Annotated in this window: 14 protein-coding genes; 3 read left to right on the forward strand and 11 right to left on the reverse strand. The window is 52.6% G+C overall.

What is annotated here, in order from left to right; genetic code table 11:
• Window positions 1–29: 29 nt before the first annotated feature.
• The 7 genes from AC2CGP_RS03275 to AC2CGP_RS03305 all read right to left on the reverse strand — a co-directional run bounded on the left by AC2CGP_RS03275 (window position 30) and on the right by AC2CGP_RS03305 (window position 4979).
• Window positions 30–1136 carry a PTS fructose transporter subunit IIC gene (locus tag AC2CGP_RS03275; RefSeq protein WP_015366291.1) on the reverse strand — a complete coding sequence of 369 codons (1107 nt, stop codon included), beginning with the start codon at window positions 1134–1136 and terminating at the stop codon, window positions 30–32.
• 43 nt (window positions 1137–1179) lie between these two features.
• On the reverse strand, window positions 1180–1491 hold the full coding sequence (locus tag AC2CGP_RS03280; protein ID WP_001028229.1) for a PTS fructose transporter subunit IIB: 312 nt from the start codon (window positions 1489–1491) through the stop codon (window positions 1180–1182).
• A 45-nt stretch (window positions 1492–1536) separates the two neighbouring features.
• Window positions 1537–2001, reverse strand: coding sequence for a PTS sugar transporter subunit IIA (locus AC2CGP_RS03285; RefSeq protein ID WP_042892642.1), 465 nt, complete (start codon window positions 1999–2001; stop codon window positions 1537–1539).
• A gap of 267 nt (window positions 2002–2268) precedes the next feature.
• Window positions 2269–2946, reverse strand: a complete 678-nt coding sequence (alsE, locus tag AC2CGP_RS03290; protein WP_015366289.1) for a D-allulose 6-phosphate 3-epimerase — start codon at window positions 2944–2946, stop codon at window positions 2269–2271.
• A gap of 21 nt (window positions 2947–2967) precedes the next feature.
• A complete protein-coding gene (gene ulaA / locus AC2CGP_RS03295; RefSeq protein ID WP_042892645.1) occupies window positions 2968–4230 on the reverse strand; it encodes a PTS ascorbate transporter subunit IIC in 1263 nt (420 codons plus the stop codon).
• Between the two features lie 31 nt (window positions 4231–4261).
• Entirely contained in the window at window positions 4262–4528 is a 267-nt protein-coding gene (locus AC2CGP_RS03300; RefSeq protein WP_015366287.1) for a PTS sugar transporter subunit IIB, read from the reverse strand.
• Between the two features lie 10 nt (window positions 4529–4538).
• Window positions 4539–4979: a PTS sugar transporter subunit IIA gene (locus AC2CGP_RS03305; protein ID WP_213760169.1), complete on the reverse strand. Its 441-nt coding sequence runs from the start codon at window positions 4977–4979 to the stop codon at window positions 4539–4541.
• Between the two features lie 222 nt (window positions 4980–5201).
• Here AC2CGP_RS03305 and AC2CGP_RS03310 point away from each other — a divergent pair, with 222 nt between their 5' ends.
• Window positions 5202–6254 carry a LacI family DNA-binding transcriptional regulator gene (locus AC2CGP_RS03310; protein WP_015366285.1) on the forward strand — a complete coding sequence of 351 codons (1053 nt, stop codon included), beginning with the start codon at window positions 5202–5204 and terminating at the stop codon, window positions 6252–6254.
• Window positions 6255–6433: 179 nt separating this feature from the next.
• Here the strand turns inward: AC2CGP_RS03310 and AC2CGP_RS03315 are convergent, their stop codons facing one another.
• Window positions 6434–8050, reverse strand: a complete 1617-nt coding sequence (locus AC2CGP_RS03315) for a peptide ABC transporter substrate-binding protein (RefSeq protein WP_213760172.1) — start codon at window positions 8048–8050, stop codon at window positions 6434–6436.
• A 187-nt stretch (window positions 8051–8237) separates the two neighbouring features.
• On the opposite strand from AC2CGP_RS03315, the gene mpaA reads away from it, so the two are divergent.
• Window positions 8238–8951: a murein tripeptide amidase MpaA gene (mpaA, locus tag AC2CGP_RS03320; protein WP_015366282.1), complete on the forward strand. Its 714-nt coding sequence runs from the start codon at window positions 8238–8240 to the stop codon at window positions 8949–8951.
• On the opposite strand, the gene ycjG is transcribed toward mpaA, so the two are convergent.
• Window positions 8942–9907 carry an L-Ala-D/L-Glu epimerase gene (gene ycjG, locus AC2CGP_RS03325; RefSeq protein WP_213760175.1) on the reverse strand — a complete coding sequence of 322 codons (966 nt, stop codon included), beginning with the start codon at window positions 9905–9907 and terminating at the stop codon, window positions 8942–8944. The two genes, mpaA and ycjG, sit on opposite strands and share 10 nt — an antisense overlap.
• A 102-nt stretch (window positions 9908–10009) precedes the next feature.
• Here ycjG and tpx point away from each other — a divergent pair, with 102 nt between their 5' ends.
• A complete protein-coding gene (gene tpx / locus AC2CGP_RS03330) occupies window positions 10010–10516 on the forward strand; it encodes a thiol peroxidase (RefSeq protein WP_015366280.1) in 507 nt (168 codons plus the stop codon).
• A 28-nt stretch (window positions 10517–10544) separates the two neighbouring features.
• On the opposite strand, the gene AC2CGP_RS03335 is transcribed toward tpx, so the two are convergent.
• Together AC2CGP_RS03335 and tyrR are read right to left on the reverse strand one after the other, a co-directional pair.
• Entirely contained in the window at window positions 10545–11582 is a 1038-nt protein-coding gene (locus tag AC2CGP_RS03335; protein ID WP_080638317.1) for an AbrB family transcriptional regulator, read from the reverse strand.
• A gap of 133 nt (window positions 11583–11715) precedes the next feature.
• Entirely contained in the window at window positions 11716–13257 is a 1542-nt protein-coding gene (tyrR, locus tag AC2CGP_RS03340) for a transcriptional regulator TyrR (RefSeq protein ID WP_015366278.1), read from the reverse strand.
• Window positions 13258–13317: the final 60 nt, after the last annotated feature.

The following is a 13317-nucleotide window of genomic DNA, read 5'->3' on the forward strand; positions in this document are numbered from 1 at the left end:
CATGTTACGGCATGCCATTATGCATATATCTAACTAATCTTAATATCATCGAAGTTGATATCTTCCTCTTCTTGATCGTTATTGATAACAACATCGCGAGGAACATCTTTTTTGATGACAGCATAAATGGTTGCTGTTACTAATATATTAACTATCAATGCCATAATACCTGCCATGGGATTTGACATTGTTGGGAGCATCAATACCCCGCCAAAAGGTACAGTTGCATCCGCACCATACACCATGGTGATTGCACCACCACAAGCACCGCCGATTGCCGCTGCTGCAATACCGCGAACGATATCATTCATCACTATAGGGATAGACCCTTCAACAATATTCACTACCCCCATAGGAACCGCCGACTTTAACATTTCGATTTCTTCGTTATTATAGATATTTTTGCGAAGCAGTTTGGCGATAAAAAATGCAAGCCCAAAACCGATAGGTGTTGCCGTGTTGACTAACTGAAGGGCCGTAACTGGCTCATTTATACCCTGTGCCTGGAGAGTTAAGACGAATGCAAAGCACGTTTTATTGATCGGCCCACCAAAGTCAACGATACACAACGCCCCAATAACAGCACCTAATACTAAATTAGATGAAGTTCCCATACTTCTCAGGAACGATGTGAGTGCATCGGTAAAAATACCAATAGGCGTGCCGATGATATAGACCATGAGCAGAGCACTGAAAATGGATGCAAAAAATGGCACAATCAATGTCGGCATTAAACCCCGGGCCCAGCCAGGAACCTTCACATTTTTAATGATAGCAAGAGCAATATACCCGGAAATGTAGCCACCGATCATGCCCCCGATAAAACCCGCACCAATAGCATTAGCGGCCAGACCGACAACAAAACCAGGGGCAATACCGGGCTTACCTGCGATCGAACCGGAAATTCCGATAGCAATAACAACGGGCAATAGTCCGAGCGCCTTAGCTCCCATGGTAGCGAAAGCCTGCCACAGATCAAATTGACCCGATACTAAAGTGTCCTGAACCGTCCCGCCAAAACCCATACCGATGGCAATAATAAACCCAGCACCACAGACAATCGGAATCAAGAATGAGATGGCAGTCAGCAGATGACCTTTAGGGTTTGCTGCTTTCCATATTTCTTTTATATTCATAAATTACGCCCTTTATTTTATATAGGATACGCATAGGTAGGTGTTATGAATTGACTAATTCACCAAGCTTTTCAATAAGCTTATTTGGTGATTTAACTGCCATTTCCGTTGGTACTTTGACGACTTTCTTCCCGGCAAATCTTTCTTCACCTGAAACTTTAACATCGGCGGCTAACAGAACAATGTCGGCTTGTGCAATTTCTTCAGCGGTCAAGGCATTCTCGATACCTATAGTGCCTTGCGTTTCGATTTTGACATTGTGACCGGCCTTTTTTGCTGCTATTTCAATTTTCTTTTGCGCAATATAGGTGTGTGCAATACCTACAGTGCAGGCTGTAATTCCAACAATATTCATAACTATTCTCCGGGGTTAATTGTTTTCGATGCTATGATAATTAAATTAAGCGCTGACACCTTCAGCATTTAAAAGATCAATGATTTTCTGCGGGGAATCTTCCATCAGTAATTTTCCTACTATCTCTTCATCGGCAAGTGAACCTGAAACCTGGGATAATAATCGGATGTGGGTGGTATTTTGATCCACCAGGCATACAGCAAATAAAATAATACAACGAACGTCACTACCATCCATAGTTTCCCAGGGGATATGATGTTGGGTTCGGCCAATGGCCAATGCCGTACGGGCTACGCCTGAGGATTTACCATGAGGGATCGCTATATGATTTTCGAATCCAGTAGAGCCCTGTTCTTCGCGTAACCAAACATCTTTCAGAAAAATATCTTTATTAATAACAGCTCCATCACGTACTAATAAGTCGGCTAATTCTTCAATTGCTTCTTCCTTACTCTTAGCCATCATGTTTAATTTAATATTTTTTACGTTCAGTACACTCGAAATGTCCATAAGTTACCTTCGTTAACATAAATAATCATCAGTAATCAGCGATACCAGCTTCTGCCACCACGTAGTCTGCCAAACCCGTCGGGGCCGGACAGCATAATAGATAGCATCCGCAAGCGTACGACGAGGCGTCGCAAGCGAACTCCAGATATAAAAAGGGTTACAGCGCTCTCAACCATATAAATCTAACGCGAAGGCAAAGAGACAGACCGGTTAAATAGACTCTTTGCACTGCGCAATGGCTCAATACGGCTGAGCGCGCTGCAATTTTCAGGCAGCGATTTCGCGTTGATAGATATCGACCATTTTATCCCATGCATCGCTGACATTATCCGCCAGGGAGAACAGGCCCGAGGTTCCCACAATAAAGACGTCAACGCCCGATTGGGAGATAACATTAAAAGTTTTCTCGTTACAGGAGCCATCAATTTCGGTCAGATAGTGGTAACCATGCACTTCGCGCATCGCGATCAGCTGTTTAATTTTATTGAGCGATTCTGGGATAAATTTCTGACCTGCGTAGCCCGGGTCAACCGACATGACGGTCACTTTATCCAGCAGGTGCGCGTACTCTTTAATAGCATCCGCCGGAGTAGCTGGGTTCAACACTACGCCGCAGCGACGACCCGCGTCTTTAATCTGGTTCAACAGCCGGAATATTTTGTTATTCGCCGTCTCAGGGTGGAAGCTGATAATATCGGCCCCGGCATCAATACACATTGGAATTATATCTTCCGGGTGATTCACCATCAGATGTACGTCGATCGGCACATCGGTAATTTTTTTCAGGTTTTCGATAAAAAACGGTGATAGCGTAATATTCTTCACATAGTTACCGTCCATAATATCGACGTGATAAAAATCAGCCCGACCGTTCATTGCCGTAATTTGCTCTCTGAACTGCGTTAAATCCATACACATTAACGAGGGCGAAAATTTAGCTGCCATACCTCACCTCTATAAAATTAGTTAGTTAAACAGTGACACGACATGCCCAAGAATGATGCCAACAACGCCAAAGTCCGCATCGCCAAAGGTGGTGGATGCAAAGCCAAGGTCGCCCATCAGGGGCAGCAAAATCGCGGGCAAAAAAGAAATCAACAGACCGTGAGCGAATGCCCCCACCACCGCGCCGCGACGACCGCCGCAGATGTTGCCGTAAACGCCCGCCGTCGCGCCGCAGAAGAAGTGCGGCACCAGGCCGGGAACAATGACGCTCAGGCCAAGCAGCGGACACAGGAACATACTCACCAGACCAGCGGCAAAACTTGACAGGAAGCCGACGATCACCGCGTTCGGGGCGAACGGAAAGACGGTTGGACAGTCGAGCGCTGGTTTCGCGTCTTTCACCAGCTTGTCGGCGATGCCTTTAAAGGCCGGAACAATTTCGGCAATAATCATGCGAACACCCGCAAGGATGATCCACACGCCTGCCGCGAAGGTCAGCGACTGGATAATGGCGAAGATGATAAAGTTCTGACCACCACTGATGCTGGTCTCAACAAACTCTTTACCTGCGACCAGTACCAGAATCAGGAACAGAATCATCATCGTCAGCGAGATAGCCACCGAGGAGTCACGCAGGAAGTTCAGCGTTTTCGGCACCTTCAGCTCTTCAATCGACGGGCTGCCTTTACCGATCGCTTTTCCCACCAGCGCCGACAGCAGATACCCTGTTGAACCAAAGTGGCCCAGCGCCAGGTCATCAGTGCCGGTAATTTTGCGGGTAAATGGCTGCAGAATAGCCGGAGAGACCACCATCATGATGCCGAGGATTAACGCCCCCACCAGTACCACCCAGAACGGCGACAGACCGCCGACAGAGAGAATGACAGCCAGCATCGCCGACATATACAGCGTGTGGTGGCCTGTCAGGAAGATGTATTTCAGCGGCGTAATACGGGCAAGAACAATATTAAACAACATCCCCAGCACCATGATCATGGCTGTCGCAGTACCGTAGTTTTTCTGCGCCAGCGCCGCCATGGCGTCAGTATTGGGGACAACACCCTGAATATGGAAGGAGTGCTCAAACAGCTGGCTAAACGTCGTTAACGTCGTGGCGACAATCGCCGCCCCGGATGTTAATATCACAAACCCCATAATGGTTTTGAGGGTTCCGGAAATAACGTCGGAAACTGCTTTTTTCTGCAATAATAAGCCGATCAGGGAAAACAAACCGACCAGTATTGCTGGTGTGCCCAACACATCATGAATAATAAACTGCAGCATAGAATGACTCCGTAAGGCCGCAAATAATTAATCAGAGATTCTCGGAAAGAATTTCTTTGATTTTATTGTTATCCAGCAGGTTAGATAAACCAAAAACCTGTGCAGAATGGCTGGACAGATGTTCAGCTATATCCCTGGCGCTAAGAATAATATCGGCAGTCTCGCTTTTTGCTGAAGTCAGATCGGTATGGGAAACCTCTGCTTCTTTATTTAACTCTGTAATGATTTTTTTCACGTTCATTTCAACGATAAAGCTACTACCTAAACCGTTACCGCAAACAATCAGAACCTTTTTCATCTCTACCTCACTATCCATTGATAACGGCTTGAATTTTCGTCATTGATGAGGCTTTCAGCAGTGCTGAGAGTCGTTCATCATCGCTAAAAATGTCTGCCAGGGCTGTAATCATATTGATGTGTTCATCTCCCGAAAGCGCACACAGCATAATCACGACGTAAATAGGGTCATTCTCTTCCGAGCCAAAAGAAACGCCTTTTTTAATATGCAAAAACGATAAACCATTTTTAATTGCACCTTGCTCCGGGCGAGCATGAGGCATCGCCAGACCAGGCGCCAAAACATAATAAGGACCAAGTTTTTCATGGCTGTTAAAAATGGCCTGAATATAATTTTCAGTAATCGCCTCTTTCGCCAATAAGGGTTGAGCCGATAACGTAATTGCCTGTTTCCAGTCACTGACTGAATCCACAATCTGGATATTTTCCGTTGGTAACCAGGTCGTGATCATAAATTCCCCGATAGCATTGAAAGTGAGCCTACTATAGTGGAATCTCTTCGCGGCTTACCGTGATCTTCATCTCAAAGTTAGCGCTAACATGGCAACAATGTTAAAATTCTTGTTACCGCTAACTTTGTTATCCATACTTATCATTACTTTGCAGTTGGGCAATGCGTAAAATGCCAAACATCATTTACAATGGCTGCCCAGTCAGGCGAAAGGAGGACACCAGTGCAGACGTTAGAAGCGGACGATAGCGCGAGAGAAAAACGCAGGAAAAACACCGGTAAAATTACGCTTGCTGAAGTGGCAAAACTGGTCGGCGTGAGCACGATGACCGTGTCACGCGCGTTACGCATGCCTGAAAAAGTGAATCCTGAACTGCGTACACGCATTGAAGCCGCAGTAAGCGAGCTGGGCTATGTGCCAAATCTGCAGGCCCGCAACCTTGCCTCTGCTGACTCCAGTCTGGTGATGGGCGTGGTTCCCTCTTTTTCCTCCCCGGGCTTTCTTGCCGTCTCCGAAACACTACAGACCGTGCTCACGACCCAGGGCTATAGCATGATGTTTATCGAGTCCGGTCAGGGTGGACAGAGTGAAGAAAAAGCTTTTGCGCAAATGCTCGCTTACAACCCGGCTGCGATTGTTCAATTCAATATTGATAACATCAGCAGTTGTTCGCAAATGATAAGTAACACCGGCGTGCCGGTGGTTGAGATTGGCGCCATCAATCGCGATGCGAGCTGGGTCAGCATTGGCGTTGACTATGCCGCAGCCATCAAAAAGTTGGTCACATCGCTTGTACAGACCGGATATAAAAATATCGGCCTGCTTTGCACGGCTTCCAATAACATTATGTTTCGCCAGGTACTAAGCGGTTGGAACAGCGCGATGCTCTCCGTTAACCACTCTCCGCATCGCGTGGTGACCTCTCACCTGCCGGCAGGCATTACGACCGGCCTGAACCTGCTCGGCGATATTCGTATCACCTGGCCTGAGCTTGATGCGCTGATTTGCACATCCGATGAAATCGCCTGCGGTTGCATTATGGCCTGCCATGGCGCGGGGCAAAAAGTGCCCGACTCTCTGGCACTGGCAAGCCTGAGCGGGGGGACTCTTGCCGCCGTTTGCTCACCGGCGCTGACTGCCGTCGAATTCCCCTGGAGTGAAACGGGAACCCTCGCAGGACAAACATTGCTTGAGCTACTGGCGGGTAATTCGACGGATAAATTCATTGAATTACCCTCAGCGTTACAAGTTCGCGCCAGCACCAGGAAGCAGTAGCGTTGGCGACATATTTATTGATTTGTTATCCCACCGAATACGGCAGGATAACTATGCGTTAGAAAAGTGATGCTTTCTGCTGTGGCGGGTAATGGTCAGAAGGAGAAACTGGCGCTGTAAGCCGCGCCAGTTCTGAGGTTAGCGATGGTTGCCTGACGCCATCAGGCAACCGCTACTGATTAGTGCTTCACAATATACATCGTGCGGCTGTAGGCCACGTCTTCCGGATTGGTGATCGGGTATCCTTTTAACCACGGCTTGATCAGGCGGCCGTTGGTATACTGATATATCGGCGCAATAGGCGCTTTGGCCATGATGATTTTCTCTGCCGCATTGTAATCATCGTTACGCGCTTTTTCCGAGGTTTCCTGCGCCGCCTGGGTGAGGATCTTATCGTATGCCGGATCGTTAAAGCGCGAAATATTACCGCTATGGGTCGATGTGAGCAGTGACAGGAAAGTCGACGGCTCGTTGTAATCCCCTACCCACGATGCGCGGATAACGTCAAAATTACCGGTATTACGGCTATCGATATAGGTCTTCCACTCCTGGTTTTGTAGCTTCACATCCACACCGAGGTTTTTCTTCCACATCGACGCCACGGCGATGGCGATCTTCTGGTGATTTTCCGACGTGTTGTACAGCAGCGTCAGCTTCAGCGGACGGTCCGGGCCATATCCTGCCGCCGATAGCAGCGCTTTAGCCTGGGCATTAAGCTCGGCCTGGCTCATGCTTTCAAACTGCGAAGGCTGCGGGGTAAAGCCTGCGGTAACGTCAGGGGTGAACCGCCAGGCCGGTTTCTCACCGGTGCCGAGGATTTTCTCCGCCATAATCCGCCGGTCGATGGTCATGCTTAACGCCAGACGCACACGCTCATCGGCGGTTGGCCCTTTCTGGGTATTGAAAGCGTAATAATAGATACCTAACTGCGGAGGCGTGTAAACCTGTCCGGGAATATCCTTCAGTAGCTTCTGATACATATTTTTCGGGAAGGATTCGGTGATATCAATATCACCCGCCAGATAACGTTTGGTCGCCGAAGATTCCTGGTTAATCGGCACGAAAGTCACCTGCTTAATCACCGTTTTGGCGTTATCCCAGTATTGTGTATTCGGCACGACAACCAGCTTCTCATTCACCACCCGGTCTTTCAGCACATAGGCACCGTTGCCGATAAGGCTGCCCGGGCGCGTCCAGTTAGCGCCGCTTTCGACGTTAGCTTTCTGCACCGGATAGAACGCAAAGCTGGCGGTCAGGTTGCTGAACCACGGCAGCGGTTTATCCAGCTGCACGCGCAGCGTGTGGGCATCGACCGCCGTCACCCCAAGGGTGTCCGGCGCTGCTTTACCATCAATAATATTTTGCGCATTACTGATACCCGCCAAGGCGGCGAACCAGGCAAATGGCGAGGTGGTTTTCGGATCCACCAGCCGCTGCCAGCTATAGACGAAATCCTGCGCCGTCACCGGGGTGCCGTCGGACCAGCGCGCGTTATCACGCAGGGTAAAGGTCCAGACGCGGTTATCGTTGCTCTGCCAGCGGGTCGCCACGCCAGGGATGATATTGCCCTTCGCGTCCTGGTTCACCAGCCCTTCGAACAGATCGCGGATAACCTGAATTTCCGGCAGGCCGACGGCTTTAGCGGGATCTAATGAAGCGGGCTCGTCTTTTATATGGCGTACCAGCTGCTGTTTTTCAGCTAATACGGTTCCCGGAGGCACGTCCGCCGCCCAGGCAAGAGAAGAAACGCTGGCTAACCACAGCGCGCCGCATGTCAATGTGACAGGATACTTCATGAGATCCCCTTTTAAATGAACAAACCAGTGCTGGCAGAGCGATAATTATTTGTTTCCCCACCTGAAATTGCAAACGGCTTATGATAGAAAATTGACATGACGAGTTTTTTCGCCAGAGAGGAAAGCGTTTGATTCCGGGACGCTTTTCTACAACACTGCTAACAATAACCTGATGACAGGATACCCTATGCCCGTTTCACGCCCTCGCCCCCTGCGCGGCGCTTTCCCGCCAGGCACGCAACGTTACGGCCAGTCGCATCTCGGCGCGCCGCTGCTGTGGTTCCCCGCTCCGCTGGCCGATAGCCGCAGCGGTCTGATTATCGCCGGCACGCACGGCGACGAAAACTCGTCGATCGTCACCCTCTCCTGCGCGTTGCGCACGCTTAAACCGGAGCTGCGTCGCCATCACGTCGTTCTCACAGTCAACCCTGATGGCTGTCAGTTAGGGCTACGCGCCAACGCCCGCGGTATCGATCTCAATCGAAACTTCCCGGCCGCTAACTGGAAGGCGGGAGAAACGGTGTATCGCTGGAATAGCGCAGCAGAAGAGCGTGACGTGGTACTGCTGACCGGTGAAAAACCCGGTTCGGAGCCCGAAACCCAGGCGCTGTGCCAGCTGATCCACCAGATCCATCCGGCGTGGGTAGTCTCCTTCCACGATCCGCTGGCCTGCATTGAGGACCCCGGCCACAGCGAGCTGGGACAATGGCTCGCCGGGGCTTTTAATTTACCGCTGGTGGGCAGCGTCGGTTACGAAACGCCGGGCTCTTTTGGCAGTTGGTGCGCCGATATCGGCCTGCCGTGCATTACCGCCGAATTTCCGCCGGTCTCCGCCGACGAAGCGACAGAAAAGTACCTCGCGGCGATGACCGATTTACTGCACTGGCACACTCACAGATGAAGCATGCCGGTGCTGAACTTCAGCGCCGGTTCCACATCTACCGCCAGCCAGGTCGGGCCATCGAGATCCGCAAAACGGGCCAGCGGCGCCAGCGGCAGCGCGGCGGAAATGGCCCGTGAAGTACAAAGCATACAGCCCAGCATCCTCTTATACCCCAGCCGTTCAGCCTCCTGCGCCAACAGCAATGCCTCGGTCAGACCACCGGTTTTATCCAACTTAATGTTGACCATTTCGTAGCGACCCTGCAGCGCCGGTAGGCTTTCCCGCGTATGACAGCTCTCATCGGCGCAGATCGGCAGCGGATGAATGAAGTTTTCCAACGCCTCATCCGCGCCGGCCGGTAACGGCTGCTCCAGCATCGCCACGCCGAGATCGGCCAAAAGCTGACAGCGCGCCGCCAGACCTTCGCCACGCCACGCTTCGTTAGCATCAACGATCAACGTCGCCTGCGGCACCGCGTCGCGAATAGCAACCAGCCGCTCGCTAATCAAATGATCGTCGAGCTTGACCTTCAGCAGCCGCGCGCCTTTCTCCCACAGCGCGGCGGCGCTGGCCGCCATCTGTTCCGGCATGCCGATTACCACGGTTTGCGCCGTCACGACTTCGCGCGGCAGATTGACGCCAAGCAGCTGCGGCAACGTTTTCCCCGCGCGGCGCGCCTCCAGATCCCACAACGCGCAGTCGACGGCGTTGCGCGCGGCCCCAGCCGGCAGTAGCTGTTGCACTTGCTCGCGGGTAGCGCCGCGCTCAAGCTGCTCGCCGATCGCCATAATCTGCGCCATCACCGAGGCGATGCTTTCCCCGTATCGCGGATAAGGCGTACATTCTCCGGCCCCTTTTACCCCATCCTCTTCTATTTCCACCACCACGACTTTGGCCTCGCTGCGGCTGCCGCGAGAGATAACAAACGGCGTGTGAAGCGGCCATGATTCTTCAAAAACTTGCAGGTTGCGCATTCCCTGGGCCTCTTAGGTAAATGTTAAATAGAGTTTGCCGTGTTGCTGGCTGATGTCATACACTAACTACGACGTTAACTATATGTAAACAGGAAGATAACCATGTCGCAAACCGTACATTTCCAGGGTAACCCAGTGTCCGTTCAGGGCTCCATTCCGCAGGCTGGCGCGAAGGCGCAGCCGTTTACGCTGGTCGCCAAAGATCTCTCTGACGTCACGCTGAGCCAATACGCTGGTAAACGTAAAGTACTGAATATTTTCCCAAGCATCGATACCGGCGTCTGCGCGGCATCGGTTCGCAAATTCAACCAACTGGCTTCTGAGCTGAACAACACCGTGGTGCTGTGCATCTCCGCTGACCTGCCGTTCGCGCAGTCCCGTTTCTGCGGCGCAGAGGGCCTGAGCAATGTGGTCACCCTGTCCACCCTGCGCGCGCCGCAGTTCCTGGCAGATTATGGCGTTGCTATCTCCGCCGGCCCGCTGGCTGGTCTGGCTGCACGCGCAGTCGTTGTTATCGATGAAAACGACCAGGTGGTATACAGCCAGCTGGTTAACGAAATCACCGAAGAGCCGGATTACGATGCGGCGCTGGCTGCGCTGAAAGCGTAATCGCTTCCCTTCTGTTATCAAGCCTCCTTCAACGGGGGCTTTTTTCTTTGCGCGGCGCATAGCGCGAAATTAACCGCGCGGTGGCCGGGCCGGTGAGCAATATGGTAAACAGGCGCAGCGTTTGCATCGCCATGATAAAAGACATATCCGCCCGGGTACCGACGGCGATTATCGCCACCGTATCCAGACCCCCGGGGCTGGTCGCCAGATAGGCAGTGAGAAAATCCAGCGGCAGCAGGTGCGTTAACGCTAAAGCCATCAGCGCGCACAGCGCGATCAGGCCGACGATGGCGGCGATGATTTGCGGTAGCGTCTTCAGCGCCAGCATAAAAATCTCGCGATTAAACTGCAGGCCAACCGTCCAGCCAAGCACGGTATACGCCAGCACCAGTAACCATTCCGGTAGCTCCAGCAATAGCATGCCTTCACCCTGCGCCAGCGCACCGGCCAGCATCGGTAACAACATTGCCCCGGAAGGGATGCGTAAACGTAACCCTAACCAACCGGCGACCGCGGTCAATAGCAGCGTTAAGGGTAGATTAAAAGTCAGCGGCGGGAACCAGACGATATGCTGAGTCATCTCCTGCGCCTCGCCGCCGAGCGCGAAACGCACCACCATTACCGCCGCGCCAACCACGAACAGTACCCGCAGATACTGCATCAGGGCCACCAGACGAACGTCGGCGCCATACTCTTGCGCCATCACCACCATCGCCGAAGCGCCGCCCGGCGAGCTTCCCCACGCGCCGGTTGCCCCGGGTAGCGAACTGTAACGCACCAGCAGCCAGCCGGTCAGCGCGCTGATAGCCAACGTGGAAAGGAGGATAATCAACACCAGCGCCCAGTTGGCGGCCAGAACGCCGAAAATAGACGGGGTTAGCGCGCGGGCGATCATACAGCCGATGATAGCCTGAGCGGAGATGAAGAATGGACGAGGGAGACGAATCGTGGCGCCGCGCAGACTAAGGGTAATTCCGGCGATAAGCGGGCCAAGCAGCGGCGCAGCGGGAAGATGGAGCCGGAACAGCACAAAGGAGAGCACGGCGGAGAGTGCCAGTAATATCATCCACTGAGGCCAATCCCGTTGCTTCGCCAACCGTCACCTTCCCGGAAAAAGAAAAATAAAATAAGTATATACAGAGATATCGCTGAAAAAACGCTGAAAATCGCGGCCGCGCCGAGCCGGCCGCACCGGTGATTTATTCTTCGCCTTTCTTCTGGCTCAGACCATACTCGCGCAGCTTGTTAGCAATCGCGGTATGCGAAACGCCGAGACGTTTGGCTAATTTACGCGTGCTGGGGAAGCTGCGATACAACTGGGTCAATACCGAACGCTCAAAGCGGCGGGTAATATCGTCGAGCGATCCTTCCATCGCCTCTTCACCTACCGGCAGCGACGACACATCGTGATCTGGCAGCAGAATATCCTGCGGGCGCAGTTCGAAGCCCTCGAGCTGGGTTAACGCGCGGTACACTGCGTTTTTCAACTGACGCACGTTGCCCGGCCAGCTATAGCGGGTCAACACGGTATTAAGGTCAGCGGAGAGTTTTGGCCGCGGGATGCCCTGCTCATCGGCAAAGCGCGCGACGAACAGTTCGGTCAACGGCATGATGTCCTGCGGACAATCGCGCAGCGGCGGCAGGTTCAACGTCAGCACATTCAGACGATAATAAAGATCTTCGCGGAAGAGTCCTTTTTGCACCAGCTCGACGAGATTTTTTTGCGTCGCGCAGATAACCCGGACATCGACATGCACTTCGTGATCTTCACCGACACGACGGAAAGTACCATCGTTGAGAAAGCGCAACAGCTTCGTTTGCATGCCAGGCGACATTTCGCCGATCTCATCCAGCAGCACAGAGCCGCCGTTGGCCTGCTCAAAGAAACCTTTTTTCCCCTGCGACGCATCGCCGAATAGCTCGCTCTCTACCGCGTTTTCCGGAATCGAACCGCAGTTCAGCGCCAGATAAGGTTTGCTCGCGCGCGGGCTGGCCAGATGGCAGGCATGGGCCAGCAGATCTTTACCGGTACCCGTATCGCCGACAATCAGCAACGGGGCGCTGAGCATCGCCAGCTTGCGGGCCTGTTCAACAACGTGGCGCATTTTCGGCCCAACGGCGAGGATCTGGCTAAAGGCGCTGGTATCCTGGGTCGTCAGCGTTTGCAGTTGACGCCCCATACGTACGGTGGAGCGTAACATCACCACGGCGCCGGTCAGCACACGCTCGGCGTGTTCGCCTTCCAGATACACCGGTGTCACTTCCAGCATAAAGTTTTGGCCATTGACGACCACATGCTCGGTATGCGACTCCAGCGGGTTGCCTTCCAGCCAGCGCTGCAGGTTGAAATCAGTAATGAGTTGCGCCACCGGATGGCTGCGTAATCGAGCCTGGGTTTGACCAAACAGTTGGCAACTGGCCGGGTTGGCAAGCTCTACTTTGCCTTTGGCATCCAGCGACAAAACCGGTTCCGGCATTGCCACCAGCAGCGCGCTCAGCGCCAGATGTTCCCGCTCTGACGGCATCCACGCCACGGTACGAACATCGGTTACGCCGGAGATACGGCGGATTTCCGCCATTAAACTGCTGAAACTGGCGAACTCCAGCTCGGCGAAATTAAGGTAGATTCGGCCAATCGGGTCGATATCGATACCGCGCAGGTCAATACCGCGCAGCACCAGCAAATCGAGTAATTCACGGGTCAGACCAAGACGGTCCTGACAAAAGACTTCCAGACGCATAGGAGTTTTCACCCTAAAAAGGCCAATGACGGATGAATGATAGGACAGATATGGGCTTAC

The sequence above is a fragment of the Klebsiella sp. SYXHC3 genome, assembly GCF_057196925.1.